The 17,578-nt window shown below is 43.2% G+C and carries 19 protein-coding genes and 2 riboswitches; of the genes, 8 read left to right on the top strand and 11 right to left on the bottom strand.

The window, feature by feature from the left end:
- Positions 1-55 precede the first annotated feature (55 nt).
- Positions 56-637 (top strand): YqaA family protein, encoded by a 582-nt coding sequence (locus KYJ26_RS05465; protein WP_219166314.1) that lies wholly within the window; start codon positions 56-58, stop codon positions 635-637.
- Positions 638-696: 59 nt separating this feature from the next.
- Here KYJ26_RS05465 and KYJ26_RS05460 read toward each other — a convergent pair whose 3' ends face one another.
- The 3 genes from KYJ26_RS05460 to KYJ26_RS23900 all read right to left on the bottom strand — a co-directional run bounded on the left by KYJ26_RS05460 (position 697) and on the right by KYJ26_RS23900 (position 2,281).
- Positions 697-1,596, bottom strand: a complete 900-nt coding sequence (locus KYJ26_RS05460) for a diacylglycerol/lipid kinase family protein (RefSeq protein ID WP_219166313.1) — start codon at positions 1,594-1,596, stop codon at positions 697-699.
- Between the two features lie 163 nt (positions 1,597-1,759).
- Positions 1,760-2,047: a hypothetical protein gene (locus KYJ26_RS05455; RefSeq protein WP_257474884.1), complete on the bottom strand. Its 288-nt coding sequence runs from the start codon at positions 2,045-2,047 to the stop codon at positions 1,760-1,762.
- 84 nt (positions 2,048-2,131) lie between these two features.
- Positions 2,132-2,281, bottom strand: coding sequence for an Lmo0850 family protein (locus KYJ26_RS23900; protein WP_098351100.1), 150 nt, complete (start codon positions 2,279-2,281; stop codon positions 2,132-2,134).
- A gap of 302 nt (positions 2,282-2,583) precedes the next feature.
- Here KYJ26_RS23900 and KYJ26_RS05450 point away from each other — a divergent pair, with 302 nt between their 5' ends.
- The 6 genes from KYJ26_RS05450 to KYJ26_RS05425 all read left to right on the top strand — a co-directional run bounded on the left by KYJ26_RS05450 (position 2,584) and on the right by KYJ26_RS05425 (position 7,633).
- On the top strand, positions 2,584-3,063 hold the full coding sequence (locus KYJ26_RS05450; protein WP_413787119.1) for a CAP domain-containing protein: 480 nt from the start codon (positions 2,584-2,586) through the stop codon (positions 3,061-3,063).
- 116 nt (positions 3,064-3,179) lie between these two features.
- The gene (locus KYJ26_RS05445) at positions 3,180-3,593 is read left to right on the top strand and encodes a CBS domain-containing protein (protein WP_257474883.1); all 414 of its coding nucleotides are present in this window, start codon (positions 3,180-3,182) and stop codon (positions 3,591-3,593) included.
- 216 nt (positions 3,594-3,809) lie between these two features.
- Positions 3,810-3,977 carry a hypothetical protein gene (locus tag KYJ26_RS05440; protein ID WP_219166312.1) on the top strand — a complete coding sequence of 56 codons (168 nt, stop codon included), beginning with the start codon at positions 3,810-3,812 and terminating at the stop codon, positions 3,975-3,977.
- Positions 3,978-4,297: 320 nt separating this feature from the next.
- Positions 4,298-5,731, top strand: coding sequence for an alanine/glycine:cation symporter family protein (locus KYJ26_RS05435; RefSeq protein ID WP_219166311.1), 1,434 nt, complete (start codon positions 4,298-4,300; stop codon positions 5,729-5,731).
- A 111-nt stretch (positions 5,732-5,842) separates the two neighbouring features.
- Entirely contained in the window at positions 5,843-7,291 is a 1,449-nt protein-coding gene (cls, locus tag KYJ26_RS05430) for a cardiolipin synthase (RefSeq protein WP_219166310.1), read from the top strand.
- Positions 7,292-7,375: 84 nt separating this feature from the next.
- Positions 7,376-7,633: a YpbS family protein gene (locus KYJ26_RS05425; protein WP_219166309.1), complete on the top strand. Its 258-nt coding sequence runs from the start codon at positions 7,376-7,378 to the stop codon at positions 7,631-7,633.
- A gap of 95 nt (positions 7,634-7,728) precedes the next feature.
- Here the strand turns inward: KYJ26_RS05425 and KYJ26_RS05420 are convergent, their stop codons facing one another.
- Both KYJ26_RS05420 and KYJ26_RS05415 read right to left on the bottom strand, forming a co-directional pair.
- Entirely contained in the window at positions 7,729-8,001 is a 273-nt protein-coding gene (locus tag KYJ26_RS05420; protein WP_219166308.1) for a DUF2187 family protein, read from the bottom strand.
- Between the two features lie 281 nt (positions 8,002-8,282).
- The gene (locus KYJ26_RS05415; RefSeq protein WP_219166307.1) at positions 8,283-9,455 is read right to left on the bottom strand and encodes an MFS transporter; all 1,173 of its coding nucleotides are present in this window, start codon (positions 9,453-9,455) and stop codon (positions 8,283-8,285) included.
- Positions 9,456-9,691: 236 nt separating this feature from the next.
- Positions 9,692-9,796: riboswitch (SAM riboswitch) on the top strand.
- Between the two features lie 92 nt (positions 9,797-9,888).
- Here KYJ26_RS05415 and KYJ26_RS05410 point away from each other — a divergent pair.
- Positions 9,889-11,208 (top strand): Na+/H+ antiporter NhaC family protein, encoded by a 1,320-nt coding sequence (locus KYJ26_RS05410; RefSeq protein WP_219166306.1) that lies wholly within the window; start codon positions 9,889-9,891, stop codon positions 11,206-11,208.
- Between the two features lie 312 nt (positions 11,209-11,520).
- On the opposite strand, the gene KYJ26_RS05405 is transcribed toward KYJ26_RS05410, so the two are convergent.
- The 6 genes from KYJ26_RS05405 to KYJ26_RS05380 all read right to left on the bottom strand — a co-directional run bounded on the left by KYJ26_RS05405 (position 11,521) and on the right by KYJ26_RS05380 (position 17,435).
- On the bottom strand, positions 11,521-12,276 hold the full coding sequence (locus KYJ26_RS05405) for a (S)-benzoin forming benzil reductase (protein ID WP_219166305.1): 756 nt from the start codon (positions 12,274-12,276) through the stop codon (positions 11,521-11,523).
- Positions 12,277-12,386: 110 nt separating this feature from the next.
- Positions 12,387-13,172 (bottom strand): divergent polysaccharide deacetylase family protein, encoded by a 786-nt coding sequence (locus tag KYJ26_RS05400; protein ID WP_219166304.1) that lies wholly within the window; start codon positions 13,170-13,172, stop codon positions 12,387-12,389.
- Between the two features lie 137 nt (positions 13,173-13,309).
- The gene (locus KYJ26_RS05395) at positions 13,310-13,771 is read right to left on the bottom strand and encodes a helix-hairpin-helix domain-containing protein (RefSeq protein ID WP_219166303.1); all 462 of its coding nucleotides are present in this window, start codon (positions 13,769-13,771) and stop codon (positions 13,310-13,312) included.
- Between the two features lie 13 nt (positions 13,772-13,784).
- Positions 13,785-15,764: an ABC transporter permease subunit gene (locus tag KYJ26_RS05390; protein WP_219166302.1), complete on the bottom strand. Its 1,980-nt coding sequence runs from the start codon at positions 15,762-15,764 to the stop codon at positions 13,785-13,787.
- Positions 15,765-15,888: 124 nt separating this feature from the next.
- On the bottom strand, positions 15,889-16,638 hold the full coding sequence (locus KYJ26_RS05385) for an EAL domain-containing protein (RefSeq protein ID WP_219166301.1): 750 nt from the start codon (positions 16,636-16,638) through the stop codon (positions 15,889-15,891).
- 31 nt (positions 16,639-16,669) lie between these two features.
- Positions 16,670-16,751, bottom strand: a riboswitch (cyclic di-GMP riboswitch).
- Between the two features lie 99 nt (positions 16,752-16,850).
- A complete protein-coding gene (locus KYJ26_RS05380; protein ID WP_219166300.1) occupies positions 16,851-17,435 on the bottom strand; it encodes a DNA-3-methyladenine glycosylase in 585 nt (194 codons plus the stop codon).
- Positions 17,436-17,578 lie beyond the last annotated feature (143 nt).

The following is a 17,578-nucleotide window of genomic DNA, read 5'->3' as shown; positions in this document are numbered from 1 at the left end:
TTCTTATGTTCTATTTAATTTGAAAAATAACGCTTTATTCATAAAGGAGAGTACTATGTCTGAACTACTTCACACGTTCGAAGCCTGGTTATTGGATTATGGTGTATGGGGACTGATCCTGGTTTCATTCGCAGACTCATCATTCTTCCCCATCCCACCTGATGTGTTACTGATACCACTTTCGATTGCCAACCCGGATAGCGCATTGCTTTACGCACTCTATACGACTGTCGCTTCCGTCATCGGAGCCCTATTTGGATGGTTGATCGGAAAAAAACTGGGACGACCGATTCTGGTTCGTTTATTCTCGGAAGCCCGCATCCAAAAAGTAGAGGAATATTTCACGAAATTCGGACCCATGGCACTCTTGATTGCCGGTCTGACACCTGTTCCTTATAAAATTTTCACCATTTTCGCCGGGGTTTCCGGCGTAAGGATCCGTGTATTGGTGATCTGGTCGATTATCGGAAGAGGTATCCGTTTCTTCCTGGAAGGAGCCATCATCCTGACCCTCGGGGCAAAGGCAAAACCTTTTATCGAGGAAAATTTCACACTCCTTACACTTGCAGCTGGTGGAGTATTGATTGCTGTATATCTTGTCTACCTGGTCATCAAAAAGAAAAAAAGAACCCCTTGATACAATGACATAAAAAGGAGCATGGCGTACGTTACACACGCACCCATGCTCCTTTTCCTTTAGTCGGCAGAACCAACCACAAATTGCAGATGTTTCTCCAGCACTTTCAAGGACTGCCTGCTTCCCTCATATAACTCCCCGTCCATATCAAGCTTTTCGTTTTGCCCGAGTTCAATATGGGCTTCCTTTGCTTGAATATGGATGATGTCATCATATTCCTCACTGATATTCCCCGTACTTTTGATCACCAGAAACTCCTTCAATAATGGAAACCCACTTTTCTTTACGATATAGATGTCCATGAGGCCGTCACTCATATCAATACAGATTGGCAGCGGGTTGGATCCGATGGAACGCCCGTTGGCAACCAGCAGCATGACTACCTCTTCCTCCACTGTCTCCTTTTCCGTTGTAACCTTTACATTTAAAATAGGAGAATCTTGAATCGATTGGAAAGCACTAATATAATAACTTAATTTCCCAAGGACGCTCTTTGATCCCACATCGATATTATCGCTCGTCTGGGCAACCAATCCCGTCCCCCAAAAATTACTGAAATATCTCTCACCCGCTTGGACGATGTCGATTTCCTGCTCAAGGGGCTGTTCGGTTATCAGCCTGACAGCTTGTCCAATGTTCATGGGTATATGTAATGAACGGGCAAAATCATTACACGTCCCACCAGGGAGGATGCTTACAAGAGGACGACTTTCAAGGGCAGACAAACCATTGATGCATTCATGAACCGTGCCATCTCCGCCCATGATCACAACAAGCTCATATTGACTTCCTGTTTCTCTGCAAACCCTCTCTGCGTCGCCTTTTTCTTTTGTCTTATGAATGATCAGATTAGTGCATATATCCAGTAGAGGAGGAACAGCATCCTTTAACAGGACCTCAAGTGTCCCTTGACCTGCTTTGCCGTTGCATATGAATAATATATCCGAATATTTCGACATAAAAATCGTCACCTGACTCTTTCATTAAATTAATATAAAAAAAGAGGCTGACCCAAAACGATGAGTGATTATCATCCTTATCGGACCAGGCCATATGTTTCAGATACCTTCATATTCTGTGGTCGCGTTTACTATGACCAAATTAATCTTGGGTCAACCTCTTTTACGATGCTGTATTGGAATCTTCCTGTGGGACAGGGAGTAAGGATCGATGGGCAATCCCAAGACGCCCTTTGATATAGCTTTGGGGATCATATGGAATATGCCGATTCTGCATACGATGGAGTTCCATTTCCGCAAACATGGCCAGGGCACGACTAACTTGATCCAAAGCCATGCTTATCCTTCGGGGATCTGAAGGTTCCTCCCGGCTCATACAGTAGTATGAAATCTCATCTGCCTTCTTCCTGATCTCCTTTAATGCCTGTAGATCAAACATCATTCTCTCCATGCCTCACCCTCCTCTTCACCTTACCTATAGTATATCGGGAAGAAAGGGGAAATATGTCTGTCCCACATTTCTGGATGCGCTTGTTTATGAATCTTGTGTTAACGTCTTAGGTAATGGTTGATACTGCTTTAGTGAATGAAGAATTTCCCGTCTTGATTTCGTTTTTGAAATATTAACTCCGACGTTCGACAATTTCGTTATCACTTTTTTAAAGCGATCGTTCTCCTTTACCACGTTATTCACCTCTTTTATAATATCGTTACCTATTTGTACGTTTTACTCAGTAAAAGGTTTCACTTAATGTTATATGGTTTCCCTTTTCCCTAAAAATGCAACGATAATCCTAATTTTACACATTTCAGAAGAATAATTTGTTCCGAATTACACAATTTATACTCATGAAGACGAAACTATCACTCATTCTTATCACATCAACCCTTTTTTATAGCCTATTTGATCTACATATCGCTGCCGCAGAAAGCACATATTCTGTAAAAAAAGGAGATACTTTTTGGTCCATTTCAAGGATGTTTCACATGGGATTATCAGAATTGATCGAAGCGAATCCTCAAGTGAGGCATCCCGATATCATTTTCCCCGGTCAAGCAATTAATATTCCAACAGCCTCCAAGGGTTCAATTGAAGGCCGGGTCACTACATTGATCAATCAGGAAAGGAAGAAAAACGGGCTCTCCCCTCTTCAAACAGACGGGCATCTCTCCATGGTCGCCGAATATAAGTCCCGTGATATGAGAGATGCCGGGTATTTCTCTCACAGGAGCCCGACCTACGGATCTCCTGATGATATGTTGAAGAGCTTTCACATTTCATACAGGCAGGCTGCTGAAAATATTGCCGCCGGACAGACGAGTTACGAAGAGGTTGTGAAGAAATGGATGGACAGCCCGGTTCACCGCAAGAATATCCTCAACGGATCCTATACCCATGTAGGCGTGGGATATGCAGAAGGTGGTGCTTACGGTACGTATTGGACGCAGCTTTTCATTTCGAAATAAATATGGATGGGTATGTCCGTCCCTATTAATAAAATGGAAATTCATTTTGGGAATAACGAAGTGGATATTCCCGATACTAATCATGTACTGCCATTATGATCAAGGGGGAATTTTTCATGCAAGTACGTGATATTATGTCGACAAATGTGGAAGCCGCTTCTAACCAGGATTCACTTGAGAGCGTCGCTTCTAAGATGAGTTCCAGAAACGTTGGTTCCGTTCCCGTCGTTGAAAACGGGCAGGTTGTCGGTATGATTACAGACCGTGATATTGCGACTCGTGGACTGACTCAAGGTGCACAAGGAAATGTCTCTCAGGTCATGTCACAGCAGGTTGTGACCGTTTCTCCGGATGCTTCTGTCGAAGAGGCATCAGCTTTGATGTCCCAACACCAGGTGCGCCGTTTACCGGTAGTGGAAAACGGACAGCTTGTCGGGATGCTGGCTTTGGGGGATTTGGCAGTGCAACATAAGTCCGATCAAAGTGCCGGAAGTGCCCTAAGCGGAATTTCACAGAATCACCTTCGCTAACACAAAGCCAAAGGGCACTAACTTCATATCTTTCTACAGATTAAGGGGCTGTACAGCCCCTTATTTCTGTTTTAACAGGTTCGTCTCTATCTTCGACTCATTTTGACTTAAAGACGGGTATATCGTCATTATTTTCTTGTAAAGGGAGGATTTTCTTTATTTGTGACGAATATGTGATTTAATACAAATGGTGTTTATGGAGGAGGAGGTTTTTATATGAGTCGTACTGCACGATCGTACCGAAAGGAAGTTCGTCATTTCAAACGTGAGAACCGCAAAAGAGTCTTCGCCGACAGCATTCTTGATTTTTTATTTATGTTATTTGGGATTTCTATGATTACAGGTATATTATTATTTGTACTGGGTTTTTGGAATTATTATTGATTCATTGAATTGCAATTATTTTTCATATTATTGATATCATTGACGCCATGGATACCTATGGCTTTTTTTGTGATTCTTTCTTTAAAATCTTTTCAAGCCAATATTATTTCAATCGACTCAATAAATTATTTTAATATAATTATAACTTCTAGTATCTTCGTCCTACTATCTTCATCAAACCCTTTAATACTATGACAAAATAGTTCGTACCTCTAAATAAAAGTTGGTAATATTTTAATATTCAGATAATAACTTGACTTTTATTTCAAATTTTCAGATAATATTACGTGTAACCGACACAAATTTCTGAGGGGGTTATCATGGATATATTAAACCATTTAGTCACGGAAGCTAATTCGATTCTTTGGGGGTACATTTTAATCGGCGTACTTCTCATTTTAGGATTATACTTCACCATCGGATCTAAATTTGTTCAAATTCGCCATCTAGGTGAAATGTTTCGATTATTAGGAGATAAAGATGTGGTCGAAGCAGACGGGGAAAAGCAGATTTCATCCCTGCAGGCATTCTTTATCGGAGCAGGTACTCGAATTGGTACAGGTAATCTAGCAGGAGTAGCCATTGCCTTAGCAATTGGAGGACCTGGAGCGGTCTTCTGGATGTGGCTTGTCGCCATTCTCGGAGGTGCCAGCGCCTTTGTTGAAAGTACATTGGCACAGATTTACAAAGAAAAAGATAAGGTTGGATTCAAAGGCGGCCCCGGCTACTATATGAAGAAACAATTGGGCAAACCTTGGATGAGTTCGATCTTTGCGGTCACCATCATCCTTTCTTTCGGGACAACCTTTAATGCGGTTCAAAGTAATACGATTGCAACAGCGTTCAGTAACTCTTTCGGAATCAATACTTTCGTTATCGGGCTTATATTGGCTGGATTGACCGCACTGATCATCTTTGGGGGAGTAAAGCGCATCGCTAACTTTTCATCCTTCATCGTTCCGATCATGGCAGGATTTTATATTGTACTCGCTTTATATGTCGTCATTACGAATATCACTGAAATGCCCGGCGTCATCGCCCTTATTTTCAAAAGTGCATTTGGCTTTGAGCAAGTGGTCGGAGGCGGAATCGGTGCCGCTATCATGAACGGGGTAAAGCGTGGATTATTCTCCAATGAAGCCGGTATGGGGAGTGCACCGAATGCTGCTGCTACTGCATCTGTTTCCCATCCGGTTAAACAGGGATTCATCCAGGCACTTGGAGTATTCTTTGATACCATTCTTGTCTGTTCGGCAACAGCATTCATCATTTTAACATCAGATGCTTACGGATCAGGCTTGACGGGGATCGAATTGTCTCAGGCAGCCATGTCTGAACACTTTAACTCATGGGCCGGTATATTCCTGGCGATTGCCATCTTCACCTTCGCCTTCAGTTCCATCATTGGAAGTTATTATTATGGCGAAGCCAATCTTCCATTCATCAATAAAAGCAAGACAGGATTACTCATCTATCGTTTCATTGCACTCGGGATGGTGATCTTCGGTTCCGTTGCAAGTCTTGATATCGTTTGGAGCCTGGCTGATTTCTCCATGGCATTGATGGCCCTTACAAATCTTGTTGCCATCGGTATCCTGGCCCCGATTGCCTTTAAGGCACTGGACAACTATATGATCCAGCGCAGACAAGGACTGGATCCGGTCTTCTACGCGGATGATATTCCCGGCTTGCGGGGAGTAGATAGCTGGCCGGAACGTGATAGGGGAATGCCTAAAAAGGCAGTGAATGAGTAAGAGACAGTATTTAAAAAAGAGCAGGGTCCTGCTCTTTTTTTCTTGTCATTTTTTTCTATTCCATTCTCAGGTATACTAGTCATAGAAAGTAAGCAAAGGAGCTTTAACGTTATGAGTATCCTATCTACTCTACTGGGGATATTGTTCTTTCTAAATCTGATCCTTGCAACCGTGATTATTTTTCTGGAGCGGAAGGATGCGGGGGCGACCTGGGCTTGGCTGATGGTATTGTTCTTCATTCCATTACTGGGGTTCATCCTCTATTTGGTCTTTGGCCAAAATTTAAGCAGGAAGCGGTTGTTTGATTGGGATGATATGAAGAAAATCGGAATAGAAGGTTTGATACAGAATCAAATCCATACGCTGAAGGAACATCGTTTTCCTTTTAAGAATGATATTTCTTCACGATATCAGGATCTTATCTATATGCATTTAATCAATAATGAAGCGTTACTGACCCAGGATAATGAGATTACACTGTTTACACACGGTGAAGACAAGTTCCAAGCACTGTTAGAAGACATGGATGCTGCACAGGACCACATCCATATCCAATATTATATTTTCAAAAAAGATCAGCTTGGAAAGCGGATCTTGGAGAAACTCACTGAAAAAGCCCGACAAGGTGTTAAGGTCAGGGTTCTGTACGATGAGATGGGGTCCCGGCGAACGAGGCGCAGGTTCTTCAAGGACCTCCTCTCTGCAGGCGGCGAAGTGGAAGTATTTTTTCCTTCAAAGATTCCCTTTATCAATTTGCGCTTAAATTACCGCAATCACAGAAAGCTCGTAATTGTCGATGGGAAGGTCGGTTACGTCGGCGGTTTCAACGTCGGAGATGAATACTTAGGCTTAAATCCGAAGTTCGGTTATTGGCGGGACACTCATCTGAGAATTGAAGGAAGTTCAGCTCTGGCCATGCAGACCCGCTTCATACTGGATTGGAACCAGGCGAGCCGGTCCAAGAAGATTGCCTACGACTTGAGATACTTCCCCCTCTCTTCTTTTACGGGTGAAGCAGGGGTTCAAATTGTCACATGCGGCCCGGACTCGGAATGGGAGCAAATTAAAAACGGATATATCAAAATGATTTCGTCTGCCAAAAAGTCGATCCTCATTCAGACTCCTTACTTTATTCCGGACGTCAGCCTCCTCGATTCATTGCGAATCGCCGCTCTTACGGGAGTGGATGTCCGCATCATGATTCCGAATAAACCGGATCACTTATTTGTGTACTGGGCCACCTATTCCTATATCGGGGAACTGTTGAAAGCGGGAGTCAGGATTTATATTTACGATAACGGGTTCATACATGCTAAAACCATCGTCGTAGATGAAGCGATCTCGTCTGTCGGCACAGCCAATATCGATGTGCGAAGCTTCCGCTTAAACTTCGAGGTCAATGCATTTCTATATGACCAGGCACTCTCTGAAGACCTGGCCTCAGTGTTTAAGGATGATATTGAAAAGAGCAGGGAATTAACACTGGATGATTATCATCAAAGACCATTGATGATTAAGGTGAAGGAGTCCATATCGAGGCTTTTGTCCCCCATCTTATAAAAAGGGGTGTTTCGACATTGCCATGAGGTGCGGGAAAAAGGCATAATAGAGGTAATCTGCTATTGAATAGAGAGGAATGAAATCATGAGTGTTCATAAAGAAATTTCCAAGCATTCCAACAAGCAAAACCAGCTGGTTCAGCAATTCTTAAGGCTGGATGAAAAAAGGGAAAGCGCGATTGATGAAGCGGTTCAGCTGTGTTCAGCGGGGAAGCCGTTTACAACTGAGCGCATCAACCAAGTGACAAATGAGATAAATGTCCTTGCCCGTCAAGGTGTGGTTCCTCAAAGAAAAATTGTCACTTCGGAAATGGTTGAAGAATACGTTAGGCGGTTAACATAAGCCTAACCTCATTTCAGACAACATAAATAACCCTGACTCACAACTATCCATTTTCCTGGTGAAGTTGGGTCAGGGCTTTTTATTTTGTTGAGAAATTAAGCTTTTAATGCGCTATTCCACCCATCATAGACAAATACGGGCTGTGAATCGTTTTCCGCTCGTTCAATCACCACGTAGTTTTTATGAGCCACAACGGTTTGATCATCCGGCAAATCCAGCTTCTTTGCAAAATCCCTATCCATTTTAACAATGACGGTATTTTCTCTTAGCGTTGTGACGATGCCGTTGATGACGTGTTTCTTTCTTTTAAATTGAACTGTATCTCCAAGGTTTGCATTCTCTTTTGAGTAAACGAATGTGTTTTCCATTTTATTATCCCCTTTATATATATTTTATGAGTTTCTCTGTTTAATTGAAAGAATTTTCTAATAATATTATTTTAACGTGTATTTATATAAATATCAATGTATGACTTATCCTTTTTGTACCACAATTTCATAAAGTCGAAACCTTCCGTGGTGTTTTTTTTTACATGGAGGGTTAGAAAGAGATCCTTCTCTTATATTTACTTCGATACAAAATAAGGAAAATCCTTCCTTTTACATAAAAAAACAGGCACCCTGAGTACTGGATGCCTGCCATTTCTTTATTAATAGGCCAATGCGTTCTTCTTCTCTTCTTTCATGAGAACGAAGCATAGGAGGATACCTATAAGTGATAGTACAGCAAAGAATAGGTACACCGTGTATATGGAGTAAGTTTCATAGATGAACCCTCCGACAAAGGTGCTGAACCAATTACCGAGACCGTTCCCGATGGCAGAATATACGGTGACGGCTGTGGCGGTTATGTGAGCCGGTGTGATTTCTTTAATGTAACGCAGTCCTGCGGGAATGAATAAGCCGATGGCAAGACCCTGCATCACTGCCGAAGAGTATACGAGCCAAAGACTTGGTTCCGTGAAGTAAAACAGCCATCGGATCATGGAAGCGGCACCTGCAAGAGCTGCGACGGTCAGGAGACCAAACTTATCAATCCACCCTCCTGCAATCCTCATGAACGGTACTTCAGATAATACGGCGATTAAAAACGCGAGGCCAATTCCAGCGTACGTACCACCGGAATTTTCTACAAATAGCCCAAAATAAACATTGTTGGCTAAATTCGGTCCGAACACCAAAAAGGTTACGGCCAGGAAGATCAGAAATTTCTTCATCGTAAATAATTCCTTCATCCCCGCTTTTAAGTCGAGCTTAGCAGCCGCTCTCTCTTTTGGAAAACGGAAGGAGAGGAATCCTGAAAGGACCAGGCAGATAAAGAACGAGTAGAAAATGATCGTTGGTCCGATGAACCCCTCCGAAAGCCTTCCCATGATGAAGACCGCAATTCCGAATCCGAGAGATCCAAACAGACGGATATTTCCGTAGTTATACCGGACTTTACTTGTGTACTTCAGACTGATGCTATCCGAAACAGGAATGATGGCACTTTGGAAGATCGCAACCAAAATCGCAACGATCAGCAACCCATAGTAGAAGTCCATGAACAAGTAACCAAGGGCAAAGATACCCGCTATTAAAGAAGTCATTCCTAACACAAGGGTTGGACGGTTGGTTGTGTCGCTTACCATCCCCCATATCGGCTGAAAGAAGATCATCATGATGGGACCAACGGACATGATGGTCCCAATTTGATAACCGTTCAGTCCTACGCTTTCACTTAAATACACACTGAGTAAAGGGTAGAGGCTCCCCACCCCGAAAAACGTCAATAAATAAAAACCTTGTAACGTGAAAATTTGATTTCGTACTGTTCTTTCCACTTCCGTATCCCCCAAGATGTTTTTTGTCTATTTTATAGTAGACCTTGACCGGGCAATTGTCTATGAGTTTATGCCTTTTTATGGATAAAGTCATGGTTCATGAATGCGACAACCGGCTGCGCCACCCAGTCCCCACAAGCAACTCCGCTTTAGTTTGAAAATATTTCCGGTTTGACTTTTTTAATTAAACCCTTTAAAGTATGTAAGTATATTTTAAATCAACTAAATAACATATCTTCTTATCCAGAGAGACGGAGGGACTGGCCCAAAGATGTCTCGGCAGCGGACTCATATAGAGTGCTGTGCCACATCCAGCAAGTGTAATGCTTGAAAGATAAGAGGAGTGTTTCGTTTGAATGAAACCTCTTCTTATGTTGGAAGAGGTTTTTTTATTTGGTTTTTTTCTTATTACGACGACAAAGGAGTGTTAGGCATGAATCAAGAAAAAGGAAATTTATTGGCTTTATTGCCCTTGATCATATTTGTATCACTGTTCCTGGGAGCAGGCATTATCTCAGGAGACTTCTATGCGTTCCCTGTACTCGTTTCCATCATCATTGCATCCGTTGTGGCACTCTTGATGAACCGAAAAGAGACGTTGACAGCGAAGATTGAACGGTTCGCTAAAGGAGCCGGACACCCGGATATTATGATAATGGTCTTTATCTTCTTATTGGCAGGTGCGTTTTCCGGTGTGGCTGAAAAGATGGGAGCCGTTGATTCAACCGTCAACTTCGCTCTATCCGTGCTTCCGGGGAACTTGATCATTGTTGGATTATTCATCATCGCCGCTTTCATTTCCTTATCAATGGGAACGTCCATGGGTACAATTGCAGCACTGGCACCGATTGGAGTAGGAATCAGTTCCGGCGCAGATATTTCAATGGCCCTGACCATGGCCACTGTCATCGGAGGAGCAATGTTTGGGGATAACTTATCATTCATCTCTGATACGACCATTGCCGCTGTCCGTACCCAGAAAACGGAGATGAAGGACAAATTCAAAGTGAACTTCTTCATTGTATTACCGGCAGCGATCGTCACCATGGTCATTCTTTTTATTCTAACCATGGGGACTCCATCCTCTGTACAAGCAGAAAGTTTTGATTGGGTAAAAATCATTCCTTACCTCGGAGTCATAATCGGGGCGCTTGCAGGTTTGAACGTATTTGTCGTCCTGTTAGGCGGGATCCTGTTAGCAGGGTTCATCGGATTCGTGGATGGAAGCTTTACCCTTTCCAGTTATTTCGTCAGTGTAGCCGACGGAATGACTGGGATGGCAGAGATTGTGATCCTTTCGATCATGATTGGTGGAGTAGTCGAGTTGATCCGTCATAACGGGGGGATTCAGGCGATCCTTTATCTCGCCACCCGCAAGATTAAATCCCCTCAGGGAGCACAGCTTGCAACAGCGGGGTTAGTCAGCTCGACGAATCTTTGCACAGCGAATAACACCATTTCAATCATCATCGCAGGTCCACTGGCTAAAACTCTTAGTGATAAATATGGTGTGGATGCCCGTAAATCAGCGAGTATCTTGGATATTTTCTCTTGTGCCGTTCAAGGCTTGATCCCATACGGGGCACAGGCATTGCTCGTGGCAGAAGTAGCCGGTATATCGCCGATCAGCATCATCCCATATGCCTTCTATCCTGTATTGATTGCGATTTGCGGATTGATTGCGATTCAGTTCGCCCTTCCGAAGTTCACTCGACATAGGGCACCTGATGGAGATCCTGTCCGTTCTTCATAATTGGTTGGAAAGAGACAAATCCTTTGGGTTTGTCTCTTTTTCTATTATGGCAAGTGTATTGGAGGATGTGTTGGGTTCATTTAATTATGTATATATTTGGTAAAATACGCAATTAATCAAAAAATGACGCAATTATGCTGAGAAAGACGCAATCACTCATGAAAACGACGCAATTAACTGCTCAACTATTCCCACTTGCTTAATATAACCCAGTTTATTCCTTTTAAAAGGAGTGAATCACTCTTCCATCGGCCATGTTTCACTACAAACCGGTCAAAAAAACAGATCCCGTTCCCGGAATCTGCTTCTCTTTTATAACAAATCATTCACATGATATAGCTTGCCGCTTTCGATATCACCCTCGGTAATGAGATTCAGTAGAGCACCAGCAACCGTGTCCGTGCTGCGGAGCATCCCCTCGTCTTTGTAACGTTGGAATGATTCAACATCCGCGAAGGATTCTTTAGAGGAAGAACGGATTTCCCCCTGCATATCCGTATCCATCACCCCTGGACTGAATGCGATCACCTGATGTCGGCTATGCTTATTGGAAAGTTCCAGGCTCACCGTTTCCGTCAGCATATTGATTCCCGCTTTCGTTGCACAATAGGTGCTCCATCCATATACGGGACGGCTTCCTGCTCCTGAGCTGATGTTGACCATGATCATTTTCGAATCTGATCCTTTGGCTGCTTTGATCATCTCATTGGTGGCAATCATAGGAGACAGTAAATTAACATGCACGCTCGTTTCAAGTGCTTCGTTATCCACTTCACCAGACGGATCGATCGGGGTCACCACACCGGCATTTTGCACGACATAAATCTTCTCTGCTTCAGACCCAAACACCTTAGTGCCCACTTCACGGAAAACGGCTTCTGTTTGGCTTGGCTGTGAAAGATCACATGGAAAGAATTCATAGAACACTTCATTTTCCCCGGCAAGCTTCTGTAAACTGCTATTATCCGTACGGGAAATATTCATCACGCCAATGCCTTTCTCTATAAACAGCCTGGCGACGGATTCCCCTAATCCCCTTGTTGCTCCTGTCACAATTGCATAATCCATATCGAATCATCTCCTTCTTACCTACTGATTATAAGGGAGAGTGATCTTTTCACAAATAAATAAGCATTCGATTAACGGAAGTTTTACAATTGACTTCGAATGGCAAACGGTCAAGGCATGCTCTCATCAATCAAATGATACTCCGGTATGAGATCTGATAGTGGTACGATTGAGGCCTTCTTCTCATAAAGGGGAAGGAATTCCTTTAACATGGTGGCCACCTTCATTCCTGTGACCCCCACATGTCCGATCGCAATGGTTGCATCGTCACTATCCAATTCTTTTGACAAAAGCCTCGCCTGCTTTCCGATATGCTGGATCGTATAGACATCATCAAAGAATAATTCGTTCTCAAGGTACGGCACCCCCAACTCTTTGGCCAGTTTAGGGATCACGCTCTTCCCTGTTGTCTTACTATCAAGATAAAATAATCCCTTCTCTTTGCATATGCCCAGTACGATCCGCATGACGCGTTCATCTGCAGTAGCCTTCGAACCCATATGATGGTTGACGCCCACTGCATAAGGCACCTCTTCGATCGCACCCTCCACCCTCTTTCTTATTTCTTCATCCGTAAGGGAAGTCGTAATGGCCCCCGGACCTAGCCAGCTCGCTTTCCCGGTCATCGGTTCCATGGGAAGATGGATGATGACCTCGTGTCCATTTTGGTGAGCCTTTTCAGCGTCTGCCCTGGTAGTGGGCAGAAACGGCATGACGGCTATCGTCAATGTAACGGGAAGGCTCAGAATTTCTTCTGTTCCTTTCATGTCATTCCCCAAGTCATCTATTACAATCGCGAGTTCATTGTGATGAGCCGGAAGGGGAAGGATGTTTCTTGCTGATGCAGATGTTTGAATAGTAAAAGACATTAGTAAACTGATTAGCAGGATTTTCATCTCACATCACTCCTTTCCACTTATAATGTCCATTTTGAACGGGATATACATATGAGGTCCGTCCCTCAAAAATCAGCATAAAAGAAAGCCGGGAAGCGTGTTTTCGCTTCCCGGCTTTGAATGTAGGAGGGACGGACCTATTGATCCCAGGCTTTCGTGGGGCGGTCTTTTGGGTATCCGTGGGTCTGGCGGTGGGTTTTTCTTTGTGCGGTGAAGTCCCACCAGTTCTTGGTGCTATCCGGATGGTTTGCATGGTGGACGACACATCTGAGTGAGTCTTCGACGCAGGGGTCCATCCAGACGCCGTATTTCTTTTCTAAATCGATGATGAGGTCTTCCCCCTTCTCATCCATTATTTCCTCGAACGTATAAAACCCCAGATCCTCTACCACGTTATGAGCCATATTGGGTCCAATGGATGGGATTTGTTGAAAAATGGACATACCGACTAAGTAACGGGCTCTTCCTATAGAGATTCCCAGTACCTCCTTAAGATGCTCTGGAGATTGGCCATGCAGATCACCCAGTCGAATCTTCCCTTTCCGAAGGGCAGACCTTTCTTTATCCGTCAATGGAAGTTTCGGACTCTTTCTACTCACCTGATTCGCCTCCTTATCCTTTAAACGTTTGACGGTGGATAAATTGGAAATCTTCCACCGCTGGAATGTTCGCTTTCTTCTTAACTAATGCGCGTTTCGCCTTGATCGGCTTGTTGTTCACAAGGACCCCGACTTTCGTTTGCTGGATCTCCTTCACGCCCTGTACGATCAGCTGCATGGCGATGATGGCAATCATGAAGGCGACTAACGGAGCAATGACAATCCAGTACTTGCCTGTCATAAGCGAATTCTTCGTGGAGCTGATCAAACCCGACCATTCAAACGTCCCTGATTTCGGCGGATCCGGCACAAGCCCTCCAGTTATGATCGTCCCTCCCAGGAAGAGATGAAATAATCCTAGATGGACGAGGATGAGCAGCGTTTGGATAAACTGCTGCCCCCATATGATAAACAGCCTCGGAGCCAGGTGAGGGAAGAGATGCGTCCAGAGCAGATGTTTATTGCTCCCTCCCAATAGTTTCGCTGAGAGGACAAAATCCTGCTTTCCTATTAGTTTCATCTCATTACCGATCAATACCGTGGTTAAAGGCAATACGAGAATCGTTAACACGACTGCTTCAAATACGAGTCGTTCAAATATCGAGTGGTCCCAGCCTAAAACAGGCAGCCCCCATAGGACAGGCCTTAAAAGAAGATAGGCGATAAGACTTAAAGGAAGGAAGTGTACGGAATCAACCATTCGATCAAGCCAATTCTTCCTGCTTTCTTTCAAGTGAAAATGATAGGCAATACCAAGATAGAATCCGCCAATTACCCGTAAAGAAGCTACTATCAAGGCAAATAGCAGGGTATACTTGGCTCCTACAATAAGCTGATCAAGAATACTGTAACCGAAGAAGTCCGATCCGAGGATCATGTCTCCGAATGGTTTATGTGGGGGGGCACTGATGATCCTGCCCTCGTCATTCTTCATGAATTGAATTTGTTTGATCGGCTCTTCTTTCACCGTTGAATAGATGAAGCTCGCAGCAATCAAACCAAAAATCACGCTGAACCCGATGGCAAACTTACCATTATGCATATGTTGCCACCATAGCTTTCGAATGGTCGAAAGAATGCCCCATATCTTCCATTCTGTCCACTTTGTTTTATCCCGTTTATATTTCGTGTGATCTTCACTGCTCTCATGGTTGATCCACAGGTATACTCCCTGATACACGACAAAAAAAGGTGTGAAGATCATGATTAATGAGATGGCAATTACCATTGGTCTGAAATCTTGAATGATATAATAGGTGATCCCTTTCATATTGAAAATCGTTTCAATGATGAATAAGCTGGACAACAGTCCCCAAATGATTAACTTTCCATGATAAAACAGACTCGGGGATATATTTTTCAGCACATGTGAAAACAGAATCCTGCCCTTCGACATCCCTTTACTTTGAGCGAATTCAATATGGGGCTTGAGCAGCTCTTCTTCCATAATAAAGAGCATGATCCGGAAGAATGAAATCATCGGAATGATGGATAACGTAATCATCGGGGCAAGGAAGACTTTTTCCTCACCGTATTCTGCAAAGTTCATCAGTTCTACTCCGAAATATTTAAACACATAGACAATTAATAACTGGAGCATGAACGCAAACATCAAATCCGGCACAGTCTCTAACAGGTTTAAACCCTTCTTAAGTACAGAAGTGACAGGACGTGGTAAAAATACGGTGAAGATGGTAAGGATGAAGGCAATACCAAGCCCTATTCCCAACGCCCCCCCTACAATCTGCAGGGAATATACATATGGACCCCAAAGCATATCCAGAAAACTGACGGTGATACCTTTGTACGAATAACTCCAATTCGCCCCATCGAGGAATATAAAGATAAATTTCACAAATTCCTCAAGGTACCCTACAACATTGTACAGCCCCCTCTCCCTGAACACTTCAGGTGCTATACTCACGGCTAAAATCCCAAACAGACCAAGAATATAATAGAATATCAATTTAATCGGATAGATGAGAAATTTCATAGTATGGATCCCCTTTTGTTCTTTTTCCTCAGTTTAATAGAAATGTTAAAATTTTTCAATTTTATTTCAAGTCTGACAATTACATAACAAAAAAAGGACTCCCTATTAGAGAGTCGCTCTTCTATTAAGCCAACAGCCGGCTTGGCCTTCCTAAATAAAATCCCTGTCCGATGGTGATCCCGATTTCCTTGGCCACCTGCATATCCTGTTTCGTTTCGATTCCTTCCAATACAATCAATGTATCACTCCCATAAAATTGACTGAAGAAAGAAAGGAATCTCTGTTTCTTTTCATCCTTGGCTAAATTCATGGCAAAGTAGCGGTCCAGCTTGATGATCTCAGGCTCATACTCAATCGATTTCTTGATGGATGATGTCCCCTGCCCAAAGTCATCAATGGCATACCAGACACCATATTGCTTCAATTCTTTCAATGACTCTTTTAATAATGGATTCTGCCACAACTCTTCTGCACTGGATTCGTTAATCTCCAGTACAAGGCGCCCCTTTATATCAGGATAACGGGTCATAAGGTCGGAAAAATACGTGTGAAAACTCGGATGAAGAATCGTTGTGATATAAATATTGAGAAATAGCTTACAGTCCTTTAGCCCATTAACCGAAAAACTTTCCAGGGCTTTAGAAATGGATAGAGTATCAAGTTTGTACAGGATATTTGCTTTCATCGCCGATTGAAAGACACTTTCAGGATTTTCGTTGAATTTATTCCGTAACAGACCCTCATAAGCATAGAGGGTTCGATGTTCACCCATATCATATAATGGCTGAAAATCGTGATAGATAAAGTCGTCTTGAAAAATAGTAAAGATGTTCATAGGACCCCTATACTCTCTCTTTAGTTTTGTTTTTTTCATAAAAAAACCACACAAAAACGCATTCCCCGCGTTCGCATGTGGTCGGTTGCGCTACTGGCTCCCCTAAATGTAAGCGCCCATCTATCATTTAGGTTCACAGCCCCCCAGTCGAATGTACGATTATGAAGATGTTTATAAGAAAAATATACCACAAACTAGTACTTTTGGGGTGTGTTTTCTATAAATTATTTGAAAATTCATAAAGAAAGTGTTTACTTCGACACATACGGGTTGTCACTGATCCAAAAACGCCATGGATAATCCCTGGCCTCTCCTGAGTTATCAATCCCTATTCGTTTTCCAGAAGAAATGTTTTCAGGGGAAAATCCTTTGGTGATCATGAGCGGTGGCTCATTGAAACGGCCTCCATAATCCTCCATCGTGATGCCTAACGCTTTCGTCAGTTTTCCTGGACCATTAGTCCAATTCTTCTTCATATGACCGGGTCTCCTGCATGCCATCAGCTCCTCTCCTTCAAGTGGCTCTACCGCTCTAATGAGGATCGCTTCAGGCTTCTCTTTCTCCCCGCTCACAACGTTCACCAGACAATGAGTATGCATGACATATGTATAAATCCGGCCTGCCTCATGGAACATCACTTCCGTCCGTTTCGTACGCCTGTTTCCATAACTGTGGGCAGCCCTGTCTTCCGGTCCAAGGTAGGCTTCCGTTTCCACGATATATCCTGAAGCCATTCCTTCCTCCGTCTCTTTCACTAATATGCAACCCAGTAGCGCCTTGGCGAGTTCCAATGTTGGCTGCTTGTAAAAGGAGGAGGGTAAAGGGATATGTTTCATGAATTTCACTTCCTCATACAGAATTAATCGATCTTCATGATAGGTATACCCTAACCTTACAGAATTAAATCTGTACGTCGTTTAAACCTATTTTTAACAGGATAAAGAATCTGGCAGGCGTACATATTAAAAACTGTTATCAG

The sequence above is a fragment of the Rossellomorea orangium genome (genome assembly GCF_019334305.1).
Classification (GTDB): domain Bacteria; phylum Bacillota; class Bacilli; order Bacillales; family Bacillaceae_B; genus Rossellomorea.
Note: the sequence above shows the minus strand (reverse complement) of the source record. Positions and strands in the feature narration are given on the sequence as shown.

What these genes read in the sequence shown, in the direction of transcription:
- KYJ26_RS05440 (WP_219166312.1), top strand. Translation starts at nt 3,810, where the DNA reads ATGAGTCGTACTGCACGATCGTACCGAAAGGAAGTTCGTCATTTCAAA.
- KYJ26_RS05380 (WP_219166300.1), bottom strand. Translation starts at nt 17,435, where the DNA reads ATGAAACATATCCCTTTACCCTCCTCCTTTTACAAGCAGCCAACATTG.
- KYJ26_RS05445 (WP_257474883.1), top strand. Translation starts at nt 3,180, where the DNA reads ATGCAAGTACGTGATATTATGTCGACAAATGTGGAAGCCGCTTCTAAC.
- KYJ26_RS05425 (WP_219166309.1), top strand. Translation starts at nt 7,376, where the DNA reads ATGAGTGTTCATAAAGAAATTTCCAAGCATTCCAACAAGCAAAACCAG.
- KYJ26_RS05460 (WP_219166313.1), bottom strand. Translation starts at nt 1,596, where the DNA reads ATGTCGAAATATTCGGATATATTATTCATATGCAACGGCAAAGCAGGT.
- KYJ26_RS05450 (WP_413787119.1), top strand. Translation starts at nt 2,584, where the DNA reads ATGGGATTATCAGAATTGATCGAAGCGAATCCTCAAGTGAGGCATCCC.
- KYJ26_RS05465 (WP_219166314.1), top strand. Translation starts at nt 56, where the DNA reads ATGTCTGAACTACTTCACACGTTCGAAGCCTGGTTATTGGATTATGGT.
- KYJ26_RS05405 (WP_219166305.1), bottom strand. Translation starts at nt 12,276, where the DNA reads ATGGATTATGCAATTGTGACAGGAGCAACAAGGGGATTAGGGGAATCC.
- KYJ26_RS05435 (WP_219166311.1), top strand. Translation starts at nt 4,298, where the DNA reads ATGGATATATTAAACCATTTAGTCACGGAAGCTAATTCGATTCTTTGG.
- KYJ26_RS05385 (WP_219166301.1), bottom strand. Translation starts at nt 16,638, where the DNA reads ATGAAAAAAACAAAACTAAAGAGAGAGTATAGGGGTCCTATGAACATC.
- KYJ26_RS05400 (WP_219166304.1), bottom strand. Translation starts at nt 13,172, where the DNA reads ATGAAAATCCTGCTAATCAGTTTACTAATGTCTTTTACTATTCAAACA.
- KYJ26_RS05455 (WP_257474884.1), bottom strand. Translation starts at nt 2,047, where the DNA reads ATGGAGAGAATGATGTTTGATCTACAGGCATTAAAGGAGATCAGGAAG.
- KYJ26_RS05410 (WP_219166306.1), top strand. Translation starts at nt 9,889, where the DNA reads ATGAATCAAGAAAAAGGAAATTTATTGGCTTTATTGCCCTTGATCATA.
- KYJ26_RS05390 (WP_219166302.1), bottom strand. Translation starts at nt 15,764, where the DNA reads ATGAAATTTCTCATCTATCCGATTAAATTGATATTCTATTATATTCTT.
- cls (WP_219166310.1), top strand. Translation starts at nt 5,843, where the DNA reads ATGAGTATCCTATCTACTCTACTGGGGATATTGTTCTTTCTAAATCTG.
- KYJ26_RS05420 (WP_219166308.1), bottom strand. Translation starts at nt 8,001, where the DNA reads ATGGAAAACACATTCGTTTACTCAAAAGAGAATGCAAACCTTGGAGAT.